This is a genomic window from Acinetobacter sp. ANC 4204 (genome assembly GCF_002135205.1).
GTDB lineage: Bacteria > Pseudomonadota > Gammaproteobacteria > Pseudomonadales > Moraxellaceae > Acinetobacter.
Genome location: NZ_NEFZ01000001.1, coordinates 325,541 through 343,965 on the forward strand (window position 1 = coordinate 325,541; position 18,425 = coordinate 343,965).

14 protein-coding genes and 2 pseudogenes are annotated in these 18,425 nt (G+C 40.1%); 5 read left to right on the top strand and 11 right to left on the bottom strand.

Annotated features, from left to right (window positions below; all coding sequences use genetic code 11):
- Positions 1 to 181: 181 nt before the first annotated feature.
- Positions 182 to 535, bottom strand: coding sequence for a hypothetical protein (locus B9T36_RS01625; protein WP_086207843.1), 354 nt, complete (start codon positions 533 to 535; stop codon positions 182 to 184).
- A gap of 230 nt (positions 536 to 765) precedes the next feature.
- On the opposite strand from B9T36_RS01625, the gene rlmKL reads away from it, so the two are divergent.
- Positions 766 to 2,970 (top strand): bifunctional 23S rRNA (guanine(2069)-N(7))-methyltransferase RlmK/23S rRNA (guanine(2445)-N(2))-methyltransferase RlmL, encoded by a 2,205-nt coding sequence (gene rlmKL / locus B9T36_RS01630; protein WP_086207844.1) that lies wholly within the window; start codon positions 766 to 768, stop codon positions 2,968 to 2,970.
- Positions 2,971 to 3,070: 100 nt separating this feature from the next.
- Here the strand turns inward: rlmKL and B9T36_RS01635 are convergent.
- The 4 genes and pseudogenes from B9T36_RS01635 to B9T36_RS01655 all read right to left on the bottom strand — a co-directional run bounded on the left by B9T36_RS01635 (position 3,071) and on the right by B9T36_RS01655 (position 9,282).
- A pseudogene (locus B9T36_RS01635) lies at positions 3,071 to 4,225 on the bottom strand (IS4 family transposase).
- 140 nt (positions 4,226 to 4,365) lie between these two features.
- A complete protein-coding gene (locus B9T36_RS01640; protein WP_086207845.1) occupies positions 4,366 to 5,652 on the bottom strand; it encodes a DUF945 family protein in 1,287 nt (428 codons plus the stop codon).
- 237 nt (positions 5,653 to 5,889) lie between these two features.
- Positions 5,890 to 8,469, bottom strand: coding sequence for an ATP-dependent chaperone ClpB (clpB, locus tag B9T36_RS01645; protein ID WP_086207846.1), 2,580 nt, complete (start codon positions 8,467 to 8,469; stop codon positions 5,890 to 5,892).
- Positions 8,470 to 8,859: 390 nt separating this feature from the next.
- Positions 8,860 to 9,282, bottom strand: coding sequence for an OsmC family protein (locus B9T36_RS01655; protein ID WP_004982311.1), 423 nt, complete (start codon positions 9,280 to 9,282; stop codon positions 8,860 to 8,862).
- A gap of 147 nt (positions 9,283 to 9,429) precedes the next feature.
- Here B9T36_RS01655 and crp point away from each other — a divergent pair, with 147 nt between their 5' ends.
- A complete protein-coding gene (gene crp / locus B9T36_RS01660) occupies positions 9,430 to 10,137 on the top strand; it encodes a cAMP-activated global transcriptional regulator CRP (RefSeq protein WP_086207848.1) in 708 nt (235 codons plus the stop codon).
- A 183-nt stretch (positions 10,138 to 10,320) separates the two neighbouring features.
- Positions 10,321 to 11,369 (top strand): annotated as a pseudogene (locus tag B9T36_RS01665) (NADP(H)-dependent aldo-keto reductase).
- 182 nt (positions 11,370 to 11,551) lie between these two features.
- Here the strand turns inward: B9T36_RS01665 and B9T36_RS01670 are convergent.
- The 4 genes from B9T36_RS01670 to B9T36_RS01685 all read right to left on the bottom strand — a co-directional run bounded on the left by B9T36_RS01670 (position 11,552) and on the right by B9T36_RS01685 (position 15,580).
- A complete protein-coding gene (locus B9T36_RS01670; protein ID WP_086207849.1) occupies positions 11,552 to 12,325 on the bottom strand; it encodes a M48 family metallopeptidase in 774 nt (257 codons plus the stop codon).
- Between the two features lie 184 nt (positions 12,326 to 12,509).
- A complete protein-coding gene (locus B9T36_RS01675) occupies positions 12,510 to 12,815 on the bottom strand; it encodes a hypothetical protein (RefSeq protein WP_086207850.1) in 306 nt (101 codons plus the stop codon).
- A 209-nt stretch (positions 12,816 to 13,024) separates the two neighbouring features.
- A complete protein-coding gene (locus B9T36_RS01680) occupies positions 13,025 to 14,344 on the bottom strand; it encodes an adenylosuccinate synthase (protein WP_086207851.1) in 1,320 nt (439 codons plus the stop codon).
- A 69-nt stretch (positions 14,345 to 14,413) separates the two neighbouring features.
- Positions 14,414 to 15,580: an ATP phosphoribosyltransferase regulatory subunit gene (locus B9T36_RS01685; RefSeq protein ID WP_086207852.1), complete on the bottom strand. Its 1,167-nt coding sequence runs from the start codon at positions 15,578 to 15,580 to the stop codon at positions 14,414 to 14,416.
- Between the two features lie 427 nt (positions 15,581 to 16,007).
- On the opposite strand from B9T36_RS01685, the gene B9T36_RS01690 reads away from it, so the two are divergent.
- Positions 16,008 to 16,517, top strand: coding sequence for a hypothetical protein (locus B9T36_RS01690; protein WP_086207853.1), 510 nt, complete (start codon positions 16,008 to 16,010; stop codon positions 16,515 to 16,517).
- A gap of 72 nt (positions 16,518 to 16,589) precedes the next feature.
- On the opposite strand, the gene B9T36_RS01695 is transcribed toward B9T36_RS01690, so the two are convergent.
- Entirely contained in the window at positions 16,590 to 17,135 is a 546-nt protein-coding gene (locus B9T36_RS01695) for a cysteine hydrolase family protein (protein WP_086207854.1), read from the bottom strand.
- 132 nt (positions 17,136 to 17,267) lie between these two features.
- Between B9T36_RS01695 and B9T36_RS01700 the strand changes: the two genes are divergently transcribed.
- Positions 17,268 to 17,675: an Lrp/AsnC family transcriptional regulator gene (locus B9T36_RS01700; RefSeq protein ID WP_086207855.1), complete on the top strand. Its 408-nt coding sequence runs from the start codon at positions 17,268 to 17,270 to the stop codon at positions 17,673 to 17,675.
- 145 nt (positions 17,676 to 17,820) lie between these two features.
- On the opposite strand, the gene B9T36_RS01705 is transcribed toward B9T36_RS01700, so the two are convergent.
- The gene (locus B9T36_RS01705; RefSeq protein WP_086207856.1) at positions 17,821 to 18,276 is read right to left on the bottom strand and encodes an Lrp/AsnC family transcriptional regulator; all 456 of its coding nucleotides are present in this window, start codon (positions 18,274 to 18,276) and stop codon (positions 17,821 to 17,823) included.
- Between the last annotated feature and the right edge of the window lie 149 nt (positions 18,277 to 18,425).

Below are 18,425 nucleotides of genomic sequence, written 5' to 3' on the forward strand. Positions count from 1 at the left end.
TTATGAAATTCTTATTTATTATTTCAATTAGTTAAATTAAACATTTTTTAGCATCTATTTTCTCAAAATTTTACTCAAATCCATTGAGGATCATCTAGCACATTGCACATTCTTTCACCGATACGTTTCGCATCGCTATAAAAAAGCCCTCTTTCGAGAGCTGATCAAATTTGAATGATTGTTATCGTAAAGCACCAATATAGTGATGCGACACTTGAGCTCGGTAAATTTCTTCTTCGGTTGCTCCTGACTCATAGCGACTGTTATTCATGTTTTTTGGTTGCTCGATAGCTTCTGGTTCCTCATAGTTGAATAAGTCCATAACACTATCTAAACGGCTCACCAAACGAATCAATTCGGCATCCTCTGTGCTTAAAGCCAACTCCGCCATTTGACGCGCATAACTTGGATTTTCAACTAAATAAAGCACATCAATTACGCGCCCCGATACGCGGCGCAGACGTGCGTAAAGTAAAGTTGCAATTGAAAAAGTATCAGCATGACTTACAACACCTCGGTCTAACTTGGTCGACATATTCTTCCCCTTTCAAATGAAAAATATTTACTGATGACTTATAAAAATCATTCAATAAATTAAACTTGCAAGGATTTAGCAAAATGCGTACCAAAAACGTTATTGTTCACATGGCAATTCATTTATTTTGCTATTTCCTAAAGCTAGAAGCACATTAAAAAAACCATTCAGAGGCAAAATACGTTAAACTTTAGCGAGTTTATTTTGTTTTATTTTGGTCTCTCAAATTTATGAATACCGCTTCACGTTTAAGCAGCTATTGGGTTACTTGTGCTGATGGGTTAGAAACCTTACTCCAAGAAGAATTAGAAGGTTTAGGTGTTCAAAACATTGAACGTTTCCCTGGGCGTTTAGTTTTCAAAGGCACTCTTGAGCATGCCTATCGCATTTGTATGTGGTCGCGTCTTGCATCACGTGTACTCACGCCTATTCACGTCCACGAATTAGAACGTAGTCATGATGCACGTGATGTTGCTGAAGAGCTCTATGAAGGTGCAATCAATTTTGATTGGTCTCTGATTTTTGCACCACAAAGTACCTTTGCTGTACGTTTACATATTGAACGTGAAATTAAGGTCAACAGCCAGTTTGCAACGCTACGTGTAAAAGACGGTATCGTCGATTCGTTTATGGAAGCTGTGGGTAAGCGCCCAAGTATTGACATTAAGCAACCTGAAATTACCATTTATGCACTCGCAGGCAAAACTGAACACACCTACTGTTTAGACTTATCTGGTGACTCACTGCATAAACGTGGCTACCGTCGTTATATGACCGATGCCCCAATTAAAGAAAACTTAGCGGCTGCGATTTTACAAAAAGCCAAACTGCTGTCAAAAAGACCCGATATTTTCCTCGATCCAATGTGTGGTTCAGGGACATTCATTATTGAAGCGTTGATGATGCTGACAGACCGTGCACCCGGCTTAGTCCGTCGTTTCGGTTTCAATGGTTGGAATGGTCATAATCACGAACTATGGATGAGCATCAAAGCGGAAGCAGCTGATCGCCATCAAGCAGCTTTGGAGCAACCGCTCCCTAAGTTCTATGCTTTTGATGCTGACTGGGAAGCAGTAAAAGCCACCAAACAAAACATCATCGCTGCAGGATTTGAACGTCTACTCGACCACATTCAAATCGAAGAACGGACTTTGGCAGATTGGCCAAACTTCGAAGCAGAAGGAAAAACAGCCTTTATTGTGACCAACCCGCCTTATGGTGAGCGCTTAGGCGATAAGGCCTCTAACCGTGCTTTATATTTAGGCTTGTCCGCATTACTGCAAAAGAACTTCCCAAATCAGACCGCAGCGGTTATCGCAGCAGCCGTTGAACAAGCCGATGTATTGGCGCTGAATGACCCGCAAACCATGCGTTTGATGAATGGTAAACTGCCAATTTACGTGCGTTCAGGTTCCGTGAAACCTGTTGCAGTGATCAAGCCGTTCTTAGAAACTTGGCAGCCTCAGCAGTTTGAAGCAATTGAAGGCGCTGAAGACTTTGCTAACCGTTTACAAAAGAACATGCAGACCTTAAAGAAATGGGCGGTAAAAGAAAACATTCACTGTTTACGTTTATATGATGCTGACCTTCCCGACTTTAACGTTGCAGTCGATTTGTATGGCGAACGTTTACATGTACAAGAATACGCACCACCGAAAAAAATCGATCCTGAAAAAGCCAAGAAACGTTTCAATCTCGCTTTACAGGCGATTCGTGCTGTAACAGGTTTAGGCCGTGATGCGATCTTTATCAAAACACGTGCTCGCCAAGAAGGTAAAAACCAGTACACCAAACAAAGTACGGCTTCAAAACGTTTTATCGTGCAAGAAGGCAAAGCAAAAATCTTAGTTAACTTAACTGATTACTTAGATACTGGCTTGTTCTTAGACCACCGTCAAATCCGCTTACGCATCGCACAAGAAGCGCGTGGTAAGCACTTCTTGAACTTGTATAGTTATACCTCTACAGCCAGCTTACATGCAGCTTTAGGTGGTGCGGCAAGTACAACCAGCGTCGATCTGTCAAACACCTATTTGAGTTGGTCTAAAGAAAACTTCGTCTTGAATGGCTTAACGGTCGATCATGCCGATGAACAACATCAGTTCTTTGCCAGCGATTGTTTTGAATGGTTGAAAGAAGGTCATGAACAGTATGATCTGATCTTTATTGACCCACCAACTTTCTCAAACTCAAAAAAGTTCTACGGTACCTTTGATGTACAACGTGACCATTTATCATTGCTTAAACGCGCCATGAACCGTTTAACCACAGATGGCACTTTGTACTTTTCAAACAACTACCGTGGCTTTGAAATGGACGAAGAAATTTTGGCATTCTTTGATGTCGAAGAAATCACCAGTGAAACCATTGGGCCTGATTTCAAACGTAATCAAAAAATCCATCGGGCATGGAAAATCACCCATCCAAAAAATTAATGCATTAAAGATGAAACTTGATTTCATCTTCATTAAATTTTACATGGACAATTTTCAAAGATAAAAAGGGACGAAATACGTCACTGCTGTCCCATAAATATCACAAGAAGAACCTCAGCTGAGGTTCTTCTTGCTTATTCCACTTTTTGTCAGGTAAAAACAGAGCCTTCAATGGTTTCCTTTCAAATAAGTTCACCTGAATAATTCTTAATAATCTTTGAACACTCCATCCTTCCTGCGCCATATGTTTCGCAAAACTCACCAGTAAATAGGCAATTAAGGCAATCCATATTTGTGTTTGGATCGCATTGCGACTACGGCCTAAAAACGATTTCAATTTTAGGTTTTGCTTGATCGCTTTAAAAAATAGTTCTACCTTCCACCGATCTTTATAAATTGCAGCAATGGTTGATGCAGCGAGATGAAAATTGTTGCTTAGGAATTCAAATGTCCTTTTCTTTTCAGTATCATAAAACTCTATACGTCTTAATCGCTTAGGTGCACCACGCTTTTTAGCATAATCACTACTCAACTCAATATATTCATCCGCAAGAATCCCCTTACTGACGAACACATCTTGTTTTGATTTCACCTCATAAACTGTCTTTGGTCTCAGCCTAGTGACAAAGCTGACTTTTTGGTTGGTCATGTCTGCAAACCACTGATAATCAACATACCCTTTATCAAATACAATGATACTTCCAGGTGGGAATTTGAGTCGTCGACCTTGTACCATGTCATTTTCAATACCATCACCAAGCGCAACAAATTCAGGAATGGTGTTGCTATGATTTAACCCAACTGTAAGTTTTATACTGGCTTTGGACTCATGTACTTTTGCCCATTCACACAATGACAGTGAAAGATCAATATGACTCGCATCAAGTGAATATAATGGATTTTAAAATCGAAATTTATGAGCAATCTTGGAATTTTCACAATGTTGAAGTAATTGGATAAACAATTGTTGATACAAGCTAGCTGGTTGTTCTTCATTGATTCTTGCTAGCGTACTTCGTGCAATTCTTTTGGCACCAAGGTGATAAAGCTTTTCCTGTTGTGATTCGAGATTAGACTCAATATCCCTCAAGCTTTGACGACATGATAATTGAGACATCAAAATAGCAATAAATTGATCCCATCGTGTTGCAGATCTTAATTTTTGTCCTTGATGGTATTGTTTTGCAAGACGTTCAAAATCTTGTCTTAAAATGGGTTTGAGTAATTGATGAAATACAGTATTCTGATGTGACAAAACCTGAATCCTTGTAGTTGAAGTGTTTGTTCGCACTTATATTTTAACTACTTTGGACTCAGGTTTTTTATTTAAGTCTAACTATGGGACAGCAGTGCGAAATACGTCCCCTTTTATTTGCTACAGCAACATATTTTGCATTATTCAGTGAGAAAATTGGTTTGCCCATATTTGTATTCAACTGACATTTTCATAGTATTACCTTCGCGTTTCACCTGACCTGAACTTTGCATTGTCGAAAGCATGCTTTCAACTTCTTGATCAGACATCGTTATCCCGCCTTTTTGCAGATAATTATTCATGATGCGCGAGATCATATTTTTATCAAACTGAACATCTGCTTTATATTCCATTAAACTTGGCATCATTTTCACCATTCCCATCACAGTCGATTGGTGACTCGGCATAATACGCCCCGTCACATTCGCCTGAGCAACACCATCTCCGATAGCAAACTGGTTCTCTTTGGATTCAAAGCGGAAACCTTCATTGATCACGGCTAATAAAGCAGGCTCCATATCTTTTTCCACAGTCTCTTTGGCTAAGCAACTATTTTCACTTTTCGCCACAATATCAAACAGCGCCTGCATTTTTTGTCGATTCACATCGAGTACATTAAAATTAAACTGTAGGTTTTGAATTGCAGGTGCGGCAGGCATTTTCATTTCATCTAAGCGTAGCATCATCTCAGTGTTTAAAACCCGATCCGTCAATTTGCTTTGCGTTTCTAGACTAAAATTTTTAATTTCAGCACTAATGGGTTTATTGATATCTCGATCTGACATTTTCAGCAGATCCATCTGGATTTTGCTTTCACCTGCTTCAAGATATTCACCATTGAGCCCTTGGTTGGTTGCTAGCTTTAACCCCACCATTTGCATATGCATATTGGGCTCGGTAATCGTGAAATTTGGAATTTCAAGCTGTAAATCCAGTATCTTAAGCTGTTGTTCTATCGGCTTTGCTCGAAACCGCAACGTCATTGGATCTAATCTAGACTGGAGTTGAGCTTCATTGCGGGTAATCACTGGTGTAGTCAATACACTATTCATGGTGCCTAACCAATTGACTTTCGTATCAACTTTGAGTGGTTCCTTCAACAAAGATTGGAGTGCTCCTGATGCCTGAGTAATTTTAATATCCGACTGGATCGCATACCCATTCCAACTACGCTGAATATTATCTTGACCACTTAATTTAACCACGTCTTTGGGTTTACACGGATCTGATACTAATTCGGCACTCCATTTCGCACTCCCTTTTAAAGCACCCATTTGGAATTGTTGATACTGCAAATTCAAATTATTCGATTGTTTAGTGCCCTGTTGATAATAAGCCTTTAGGCTTTTATCTGCATAAAGATTACCACCAACTGCGACCACAGCCAGCGTCAATACGCCCCCAACACCCCACTTTAATTGACTCATTTTCTCTATCTCAATTTATTTACTTTTTATTAAAATAAATTATAAAGACAATTTTTAAATAAAGATAATTATTTTGCAAATAAAGCACTTAGATGCCATATTCATCACATAAATGTGAAAACCTACGTCACATTTATGCTTAAAAATGTCACCTTCTAACACTTCTATCCTGCCATAAAAAACCCAGCCGAAGCTGGGTTTTTTAATCTCAACAAATAAAATTAATCATTTGAATGGTTAATTCATTTTTACTTTATCGAAGCTGAGTTGACCATCTTGCGCTGTGACAACAATATTGTCTCCAGCAACAAATTCACCAGACAATATTTTTTGCGCCAAACTATTCTCAACTTGCTGTTGGATGGCACGTTTCAGTGGACGCGCACCATATACAGGGTCAAAACCAGCATCAATCAACAAATCAAAAGCATGATCATCGACTGTTAAACGCATGTCTTTTTCAACCAAACGAGCACGTAAACGATCCAACTGGATATCTGCGATACCTCGAATTTGTGCTTTTTTGAGTGAATGGAACACCACCAACTCATCAATACGGTTGATAAACTCTGGACGGAAATGTTGTGTCACGGCATTCATGACTACTGCTCGCACTTCTTCATCAGATGGATTATCACCCAACTCGCGTACATCACTTGAACCAAGATTAGATGTCATCACAATTACAGTATTTTTAAAGTCAACCACACGACCTTGCGAATCTGTTAAGCGACCATCATCCAATACTTGGAGCAAGATGTTAAACACATCTGGATGTGCCTTTTCCACTTCATCAAATAACACCACACTATACGGTTTACGGCGCACAGCTTCGGTTAAGACACCACCTTCCTCATACCCCACATAACCTGGAGGCGCACCCACCAAACGGCTGACCGAGTGTTTTTCCATAAATTCAGACATGTCAATTCGAATCATGGCATCATCACTATCAAACAAGAAGTTTGCCAGTGCTTTAGTCAATTCTGTTTTACCAACACCCGTTGGACCCAAGAATAAGAACGAGCCGCTCGGTCGGTTCGGATCAGATAAGCCAGCACGCGAACGACGAACCGCATTGGATACTGCAACCACAGCCTCATTCTGCCCAACGACACGATTATGCAAGAACTCTTCCATATGGAGAAGTTTCTCACGTTCACCTTGCATCATTTTTGCCACAGGAATACCCGTTGCAGCACTAACAACTTCTGCAATTTCGTTGTCAGTAACTTTGTTACGTAGTAGTTTCGGCTCCTCTTTCTCCTCCACCACTTCTTCTTCATTGAGACGTTTTTCCAGCTCAGGAATCACACCATACTGAAGACGCGACATTTCACCCAAGTCATTTTCACGCTGCGCTTTTTGCAGCGCAATACGAGCCTGATCCAATTCAGCTTGAACTTGTTTGGTGCCTTCAACTAAAGTTTTCTCAGCTTTCCAAACTTCTTCCAAGTCATTGTATTCACGTTGAACTTCGCTAATTTGCTTTTCAAGATGAGCGACTTCCGCACGACTACCGGCATCTTCATCTTTTTTCACTGCTTCAAGTTGCAGTTTTAATTGAATCAAACGACGTTCAAGTTTGTCCAAAGCTTCTGGCTTAGAGTCCAGCTCCATTTTGATACGAGAAGCTGCTTCATCAATCAAATCAATCGCTTTATCAGGCAATTGACGGTCGGTGATGTAACGATGTGACATTTTCGCTGCTGCAATGATGGCAGAGTCTAAAATTTTTACACCATGGTGCACTTCATAGCGTTCTTTCAAGCCACGTAAAATCGCAATAGTGTCTTCTACACTCGGCTCATCGACCAAGACTTTTTGGAAGCGACGTTCTAATGCGGCATCTTTTTCAATGAATTGGCGATATTCGTCTAAGGTCGTCGCACCCACACAACGTAGCTCACCACGTGCGAGAGCAGGTTTTAGCATATTACCTGCATCCATCGCGCCCTCGCCCTTACCTGCGCCTACCAGTGTGTGTAATTCATCAATAAACAAAATGACTTCACCATCTTGTTTTGCTAAATCTTTCAATACTGCTTTTAAGCGCTCTTCAAACTCGCCGCGGTATTTAGCACCAGCAAGCAAAGACCCCAAGTCCAAAGATAAAACTCGTTTACCTTGTAAACTTTCAGGCACTTCACGGTTAATAATTCGCTGAGCTAAACCTTCTACAATTGCAGTTTTACCCACCCCAGGTTCACCAATCAACACTGGGTTATTTTTAGTACGACGTGACAACACTTGGATGGTACGACGAATTTCATCATCACGCCCAATAACAGGATCTAATTTCCCTGCCAATGCACGCTCAGTTAAATCAATCGTGTACTTATTCAGAGAATCGCGTTGATCTTCATGATTGTTGCTCATGACTTTCTCATCACCTCGAATTTTTAAAATGACTTGGCGCAGGTGGTCTGGTTTAACACCCACACTATTTAATAAGGTTTTGGTTGCACCTACTTCAGCTAAAGCTTGTATTACCCAATCAGTAGATAAAAACTCATCACCTGCTTTTTGCGCAAAACTATCTGCCAAATTCAATGCTTTGACTGCATCTGCACTGAGGTTGACATCACCTGTCGGATTCGACAGGGTTGGCGCATCAGCAAGGGCTTGCTTTAATTTGGCTTGTAATTCAGGCAGATTAGCACCTGCTTGTTGCAACAAACTCAGATTTGAGGTTTCTTCCAACAAGGTTGATAAAATATGAATTCCCTCAATTGCGGTATGGTCTTTCCCCATTGCAAGTGATTGAGCATCTGAAAGAGCTTGCTGTAAGCGGTTTGTGAATTTTTCAAATCGCATTCTTGTTTTCCTCACAACAAATTTTGAACTTGATGGATATATGGGAACGATTACTCAGAATTCAATTCAAATTTAATTAACTTTTCTACATTTTATTTTATTTTTCATTAGTTTGTCTTAACAATAAACAAATAGAACTTAATCATAATATGGGTTCACCATGTACATTTTTCAAGCATAAGCTTGCATTTTTTGTCAAAGCGAAATGGCCGATTGATTTAAATGGGCTAAACTTAAAATCATTTGATCAATTATTAGACAAACAAACAACTCTTTTTTCTATTTATCCATGTAACGAACTGTGTACCAGTTTACGGAATGAAAACAAAAGCGTGAAGCATGAAAAAGGCCGATCATCAGATCAGCCTCAAATGACTTAAAAGTCAGGGATTAATTTGCTTCAATAATCTCAAAATCATGGGTGATTTCTACGCCACCATCCATCAACATTTTGCTCGCAGAACAGTACTTTTCTGCCGATAATTCCACAGCTTTTGCGACTTGTTTTTCCTTCACTGCATGACCAGTAATCACGAAATGTAAGTGAATTTTTGTGAACACTGCGGGGATGCTATCTGCACGCTCTGCCTTGAGTTCACAGCGAACATCCGTTATTTCTTGACGTGATTTTTTAAGGATAGTCACGATGTCAAAAGAAGCACAACCTCCGAGTCCTGTCAGGATCAATTCCATTGGTCTTGGACCACGGTTTTCACCACCATATTCGGGTGAACCATCCATGATGACACTGTGACCACTTTGAGTTTTTGCTTCGAAAGCAACATTCTCTAACCAATGAACAGTTGTTTGCATTGCAACTACCTAAAAAAAGCTATAAATTGACGAAGTACCTGTACACTACCATAAATTGAGTTGATAAGGAATTTCAGCTCTGACTGTGTGACAAGTTCACTCTAGGTCTGTGCGATCTATAATTTATCCATTTTCGGAACCGTTAGCATGACTTCAAGCTTTTCACAATTAAGCACTGATGCGCTGTCTCCAGGTCAACTCCCAGAGTCAGTGAAAGCACTATTAAAACGCGCATATATTAATCGTTATCCAAAGCGCACAACGATCGTAGATGCTGGCTCAGAATCTAAATCGTTATATTTGATTTTAAAAGGTTCGGTCTCTATTATTTTGCGTGAAGACGATGAACGCGAAATTGTTGTTGCGTATTTAAATGCGGGTGACTTTTTTGGTGAAATGGGTCTATTCGAAGCAAATTCACAGCGTACTGCTGAAGTACGTACACGTGACGTTTGTGAAATTGCTGAAGTGACTTATGAAAACTTCCATGAATTGAGCAAACAATACCCAGACCTCAGCTATGCAGTTTTTGCACAGCTTGTGCGTCGTCTAAAAAACACCACGCGTAAAGTCACTGACCTTGCATTTATTGATGTTTCAGGTCGTATTGCACGTTGTCTTATTGACTTATCTGCTCAACCAGAAGCAATGATCTTACCTAATGGCCGTCAAATCCGTATTACACGTCAAGAGATCGGTCGCATCGTTGGTTGCTCGCGAGAGATGGTTGGTCGTGTTTTAAAAACATTAGAAGACCAAGGGATGATTGAGACTGATGGTAAAGCTATCTTAATTTTTGATGCCTCTTTAGAAGAATCCAAAGCCCATGCTGAAGATTATGATGACGAAGAATAAAATTTATTCTTCGTAGCTGATACAGCCAAAAGCAGATCTTCGGATTTGCTTTTTTTATGCCTTCAATTCGTAACTGCTTTGACAAAATCGTGACAAACTTTGTAAAAATAGTGATTTAACCTACTGTTGATAATTGTTTAATCTTATTCGACCCCAAAGCACAGTCCATAAAGGAAATGTTGAATGCAATTTAAACCCTTAGCCAATACAGGCATTTTGGTTCCTGAAATTTGTCTCGGCACCATGACCTTTGGTGAACAAAATACGCAAGCTGAAGCCTTTGAGCAACTTGACTATGCTTTAGCACAAGGCATCAATTTTTGGGATACTGCAGAAATGTATCCAGTTCCACCCAAGCCTGAAACGCAAGGCGCAACGGAAGTCATTATTGGACAATGGATTGCGCAGCGTGGGGGACGTGACAAACTTTTTTAGCTTCTAAAATTGCTGGCCCATCTCAAGGTGGCAGTCATATTCGTGACGGACAAACCCGTTTTAATGCCAACGACATTTCTTCTGCTCTAGATGGCAATCTAAAGCGTTTACAGACCGATTATATTGATTTGTACCAATTACACTGGCCACAACGTCCGACCAACTTTTTCGGCAAATTAGGCTATGAAAATGATGAAGCTCACAGCACCAAAACCGTAACATCTCTAGAAGAAACTTTACTTGCGCTCGAAGCTGAAATTCAAAAAGGTCGTATCCGTTATATTGGTTTGTCTAATGAAACGCCATGGGGAACCATGAAATTTTTACAGATTGCAGAGCAACTTGGTCTGTCTAAATTTGTAAGTGTGCAAAACCCTTACAACTTACTCAACCGCACTTACGAAATTGGGATGTCTGAAATTGCGAAATATGAAGGCGTTGGTTTACTCGCCTACTCCCCACTCGCTTTTGGTTACCTCACGGGAAAATTCCGCAATGGTGCGCGCCCAGCGAATGCTCGAGTGACTCTTTTTAGTCGCTTTAGTCGTTATAGCAACCCTGAGAGTGAATGGGCAACGGAACAGTATGCTCAACTGGCTGAACAACATGGTTTAACACCTACACAACTGGCTTTAGCCTTTATCAAACAACAGTTCTTTGTGACCAGTACCATTATTGGCGCAACAAACTTAAACCAACTAAAAGAAAATATTCAAGCTTTTGAGATTGATTTATCAGAAGAGGTTTTACAAGGTATTCAAGCCATTCATCAGCAACAGCCAAACCCAGCACCCTAAGTCATACAAGAAAGCACTGCTTTGTTGTATGACTCAGACTATATCTGTACTGCTTCTATTGGGGTGATAAGTGTAATGTTTGAATCACTACTTCACCTGTCACAAATAATTTATTATTTTTTAAAATCCTAAACTGATATTAAAAAAGGACGCTTTAGCGTCCTTTTTTGCTCAAAAAGAAATTAACGTCTTTGATTATAAACTGCTTGTGCAGCGGCTAAGTTCTTACGCATCGCTTCAATACGCTGACTATTTGATGGGTGCGTCGAAAGGAATGAAGAACCACCAGCCCCATCGAGCTTATTCATTTTCTCCCATAAGCTAATTGCCGCTTGTGGGTTATAGCCTGCACGCGCCATCAACATTAAACCGCCCTCATCTGCGCGGCTTTCTAAGCTACGCGAATACGGCAGGCCAATACCAATCTGACTACCTAACTGCGCCGCAGCTGTCCCAGTTTGACCCACGCCAGCAGCACTGAGACCAATACCCAAAGCCAAGTCAGTTAATGCTTGCGCACCAACTTTACTCTTTGAATGCTCTTCTAAAGCATGCACCATCTCATGTCCCATCACTGCTGCAATTTCAGCATCAGTAAGGTTCAACTTATCCACAATACCCGTATAGAACACCACCTTACCACCAGGCGCTACATAAGCATTGACTTGATTTGACTTAAGTACAGCCAACTGCCAGTCAAATCGAGTGCCTGTTTGATTCATCTGATCAGCATAAGGCTTCAAGCGATTGAATACACCATAAATACGCTTGTACGTGCTCGATGAAGTGTCCAAAGTTTTGTTGGTTTTTGCTTCATTTACAGTTTTGTTAAAACCTTGAGTTGCTGCTGCATTTAAAGTTGCTGTATCCGCACCTGCAACCTCCGCAAAAGTTGCACAACCAGAAATGGTGACCACCGTTGCTGCGCACAGACTCATTAATATTTTATTTTTCATTATGGCTTAACTCCATCCATTTTAAAGCACTTCACATAATGTGTTGAATTATAATGAATAGATCTAAAGTGTTAAATATCATAAGCATGTTTTATCATAGCAATTATGTAAAAACAGCTTCATCACTATGCATATTCAACAAAGCCAAATTCACAACAAATGTCAGACTCCAAACTTAAAGTTATTACAGAAACTGAATCAGAAGCCAATAGACCAGACACAGAATATTTAAGCCCAAATATAGATGGCTTAATGGCTCAATTTTTTCTTCAAGCGTTTGACTTTTACGTTTAGCAAATAAAAATGCATTTTGAATAAGAATAATTGGCACCAAAATACAAGCAATAATCACAGACAGCCCAATCAGCGCACTATAAATAACATCAGGATCAGTGGTTTGCCCCTGAATAATCATCATCGCGATTGTTGGCGCACCACCCATAGCAAAAAGTAGTGAGTAAAAAATAGTTCCTGCGATATTCTTTTGCATCCTGCCTGCTCATCTGTTTATCTTGAATTTTATTCTAACAAGCACTTATACATGATGTCGTGCTTATTCATGCAACTTTAGTCTGGAAAACTATAGTAGTTCAACTGTTTATATCCATATTAAATATAAGCTTAATGCCTAACTTTCTCCTGTAACACCCATTAAAAAACCCTGCACAAAGGCAGGGTTTTTTAATGGGTGTTTAGCGCTTAAGCTTCAAACGGATGACGCAAGATAATTGTTTCTTCACGGTCTGGACCAGTAGAAATAATGTCGATTGGACATTCAATTAATTGCTCTAGGCGTTTAACGTAGTTGATTGCTGCTTGTGGTAACTGATCTACTGATTTCGCACCAAAAGTAGACTCAGACCAACCTGGCATCGTTTCATAAATTGGTTTTAAAGTTTCAAATGCCAACGCATCAGAAGAACCAACACAACCAGAATCAGCAGCTTCATAACCTACACAGATTTTCACTTCTTCTAGACCATCAAGAACGTCTAATTTAGTTAAGCAAATACCTGAAAGTGAATTGACTTCCACAGAACGGCGTAAAATTTCCGCATCAAACCAACCACAACGACGTTGACGACCAGTAGATGCACCAAACTCAGAACCAATCGTCCCTAAGTGCTTACCAATAGCGTCACCTACGTCATTTGCAGCATCGTAAACCAACTCAGTTGGGAACGGGCCTGCACCGACACGTGTCGTGTATGCTTTTGTGATACCTAATACATAGTCAAGGTGTAATGGACCCAAACCTGAACCTGAGCTTACGCCACCAGCTGTGGTGTTTGAAGACGTTACATACGGGTATGTACCATGGTCAACATCAAGAAGTGAGCCTTGAGCACCTTCAAACATGATGTTGTCACCATTTTTACGGTATTTATGCAACTCACCTGTAACATCAATCACGAGTGGTGCAACAACTTCACGCCATTGATCACAAAGCGCAAGCACATCTTCTAATTGAACTGCTTCTACACCGTAGAATTGGGTTAATTGGAAGTTATGGTATTCAAGTAATTCAGTCAGCTGAGCTTTAAGATGCTCACCACCACGTACCAAGTCTGCAACACGAATTGCACGGCGTGCAACTTTGTCTTCATACGCAGGGCCAATACCACGACCTGTTGTACCAATTTTTGCATTGCCACGCTTAATTTCACGTGCTTGATCCAATGCGATATGGTTTGGCAAAATCAATGGACAGTTTGGTGAAATACGTAAACGTTCTTTAACTGGCACGCCTTCTTTTTCAAGAATGTCCATCTCTTTGATGAGCGCTTCAGGAGAAAGTACAACACCATTACCAATTAAGCACAGTACGTTTTCACGTAAAATACCAGATGGAATGAGGTGTAATACAGTTTTCTTACCACCAACGACAAGTGTATGACCTGCGTTATGTCCGCCTTGATAACGAACGACCGCAGCCGCTTGATCTGTGAGCAGGTCGACGATTTTACCTTTACCTTCGTCGCCCCATTGGGTACCGAGTACCACAACATTCTTGCCCATAATAGCCTCATTGCATCATGCTGTTAAAATTGAAGAACTTTTCAGGCTTTAACTGACCTGAAGAAGTGATTAAATCTGTTCTACAGTCCATTGACCTGCAACATTCACCAATTGGTGCGTCGCATATGGAAGTGTAGTTAAATCATCCTGACCCAAAAGTTGAATCACGCTCATGCCTTTGGCACGTGTGTGTTCAATCGCTTGGAGCAAATCTGTTTGTGTTCCTTTCGGCGCAACAACTAAACTGTTTTGCTGAAAACGCCCTGCGCTAAGCGCATACAAGTCACAACTAAAACCTGTCGCTGGACGTGCACGACCAAAGTGCTCGCCAATTCCGTCATAACGCCCACCTTGTGCCAATGGCGCAGCACGATTAGGCGCATAAACAGCATACATTAAGCCCGTATGGTAGTGATATGAACGAAGTTCAACCACATCAATACCCATCTGTAGGTTTGGCCAACGCGCTTGAATTTCAGACTGTGTGGTTTTTAATGCGTCGAAAGCTTGTTTAAACTCAGCATCGGCAATCACTGCTGCACTTAAATGCGTTTGCAAAGCATCTAAGTCACTTGCATAACGCCCTAAAGTATAAAAGTCTGCACCAAAGTTCAAATCTTGAGTAAATTCAGCCAACTCTGGCAATGCTTTACGTTGATATAAATCAGAGAGTTGACGTTCAGTTGCTTTGTTTAAGCCTGCAACTTTCACCAAACTACGGAATAAGCCCACATGACCTAAGTCCAAGTGAATACCATCTGCAAAGCCTGCTTTCGCAAGTAAGCTAATCATCACGTCGATCAGTTCAACATCAGCATCAATGCTATCTGAACCAAATAACTCAGCACCTAATTGTAAAGGCGCACGTGTGGTATTAAAGCCTTGTGGTTTGGTATGTAGGACTGTTCCTGCATAGCAATAGCGAGCAACGCCTTCAACTGGATGTACATGCGCATCAATACGAGCCACTTGTGGTGTCATATCGGCACGCACACCAAGCAAACGACCAGATAACTGGTCAATGACTTTAAAGGTGGCTAAGTCTAAATCTTGATTCGATTCTGAAAGAGAAGATAACGATTCGATATATTCAATGAATGGCGTGTACACCAACTGATAACCTCGTGTTGCGAGGAAATCTAATGCTTGACGACGCAAAGTTTCAATCACTTGCGCCTGTTCTGGCAGTACATCAGCTACACCATCAGGTAATAACCATGTCTCTGAAATGGGCATGTTGTAAACCTAAAATCTTGTCAGCGCGGAACGAATCCGCATAAAAAAATCGGGGCACACCCGATTTCTCTTAGTCTATCACGATACAATGTGCTGTGCATTAGACAATTTCGGAAAATTTAATTTATCGTTTCAACTTTAACAACCAGCGCGCTATAAAATCTGTTGCTTTTGAATCATTCATTCTTAACTAGATTTTAAATCATCTCAAAATCGCAACTCAAACGACTGCTGACTATACCGAAGCATGTCGCATATTGAAAAAAATCATTTAAAACATTGTTTTATATTTTATTTCCCATTAACAGACTGCTTGCGAAAAAAGCAAGTTATTTTATACTCCTGCTCAATTCAACAGCAAGAATAAATACAACACCACATTATATAGACCATTTTAATCACACTATTTTCACTTGGGGAACGTTTGATGGAATTGCACAGCAACTTATATTACAAGCATGCAAATGCTCAAATCATGGCAAAATTAGACCGGCTGTTCCAAGAACATCGTGGTGATGCAGGCCAATTTACGACTTTAACCTGTGACATTAACCCTGAACATGGTGTTGAACTGGCTGAAGATATTTTAAATACGATTGATAACATCGAGTTTGATCTGGGTCCTGAGTCATTAGGCACTATTGCAGGCTATTCAGTTGCCCATTTTGTTCATGGCTCAGCAGGCGATGAATTCATTGAAGCTATTTTATTCTTCTTGAAAGCCTTGCTTCCAGACATTCACACACAAGCATGGGGCTGTGGCGATGATGATCCGTGGGAGTTTTGGTTTAAGTTCGACGGAGACGAGCTTGTCCGCGAAGACGATGAACCGTTAAATGATCCGGAAGAAGATGAAGAAATTAAAGCCAGTATTTATGCATGGTGGCATGCAGATCTGCCTAAAGAAATTAAAGAAGGCTTTTTAAACGAAGAGTAAGTTGTCAATGCAAAAGTACACGTCCAATCACTTGTGTACTTTTGCCTCAACATAGCAACTCAAATCTAAGAATTATGAGTTTAAATACTCATCTACTGACAGCACCGTCGAAAACATTTGAAATGCTGCTAAACATGCAGACTGTACATCCTCTGCTTGCACAGTTTTATTGGCATAACTCAAATCACGTGTTGCTGTTGCATCTGCAATAACCACTGGATCATAGCCAAACTCCGCGGCAGCACGGGAAGTTGCATCTACACACATATGCGTCATCATGCCACTAATCACTAATTTTTCAACACCAAGCTGATCCAACACCGTCTTTAGATTGGTTTCAAAAAAACTATTCGGATAATGTTTTTCAACCACGATTGAATCTGCTGTCAATTGCAAGCCTGAATGTAATTCAACACCAAACGTGCCCGCTTCAAAAAATGGGGCATTAGGTTGATTAAAAATATGCTGAATATAGATAATTGGCTGTTTATTTTTCAAAAATGCGTCTTCCAAAAGATTAATCTGCTTTAATGCTAGCTCAGCCTGATATAGCGCCATCTTAGCTTGTGGAAAATAATCATTTTGAACATCAATAATAATTAGTGCTGTTTTATTCATTTAAATCACCCTCTCATCTTCATTTCAGTCTGATGTATCAATGCCATAGAATAAGTAAAATAAACCGGCTCTTGCAGTTGAATATGAAAGAATGTATCTATAAATGTTTTCAGAGTGAAAGAACGATCATCTATGCTGTCAAATCAAGATCCAATTGACTTAAAAATCTTAAAGATTCTTAAAAATGACTCCCGATTAAGTCATAAAGACATTGGTGAATTGGTTCATCGCACAGGTCAAGCGGTAGGAAATCGTATTGCAAAAATGCAAAACGAAGGTCTCATTCAAAAATATACGGTTGATTTAAATTATGAGACGACCCAATTTATTCGAATCATGATGGAAAATAATCAATTTGGACAGTTTGAAACTTTTTTAGCACAGTTTGATCAAGTTGAATATGCATATAAAGTTTGTGGCTCCGCATGCTATATGCTGACCTGCCACTTTCATCAAAGACAATTGAATGACTTTATTGAACAGCTCTCCGCATGGGGACAATATTCCGTAGACAGCGTGGTCAAAACGATTGAGCTATAAACTTAACTCACAAATCATCCTTTCACGTAGAAGCCCACAGAGTAGTGATCAAGTTTGCCAAGCGGAAAATCGCCTTTGATTTGCAGAACAGGTCTCTAATCACGCTTGCACTCAACTTGGATGATATACATCACGACTAAACCCGTTAAGCTAAGGGTAACTCAGTCGTTTGTTTAATATTTTGCAACGGAATTTCTGTTTTTATACTTTGTATATTGGGAATTTTATTCAGACGGTGAATTTGAAACTGTCGATAGGCATCCAAATCTGCAACCACAATACGTAAAAAGAAATCACAATCCCCTGCCATTAAATGACATTCAACCACTTCTGGAACTTCACGAATCGACTCGACAAATTGGTTCACAGTTTGCGGATCCTGACTTTTGAGCCAAATCCGTGCAAATACGGTCAATCGCAAATTCACCTTGGCAGGATCAACCAACGCCACATAAGCCCGAATAATCCCATCTTCTTCTAGCTGTTTTACTCGTCTTAAACACGGTGAGGCAGACAGTCCAATGCGCTGAGCCAACTCATTATTTTGAAGTTTTCCATCGACTTGTAGTACTTGTAATATGCGCTTATCTGTTTGGTCCATAAATTCCATCCCTAAAGCATAATTTTGCTCATATTTAACAAATTACAGCATATTCTGCTAAACAACCATAATATTAAGCTAAATAAAGTAAAAAATATCTTCGGAAAAACCCTAAAATTATTCACCTACCGCACCAAAACATAGCACGT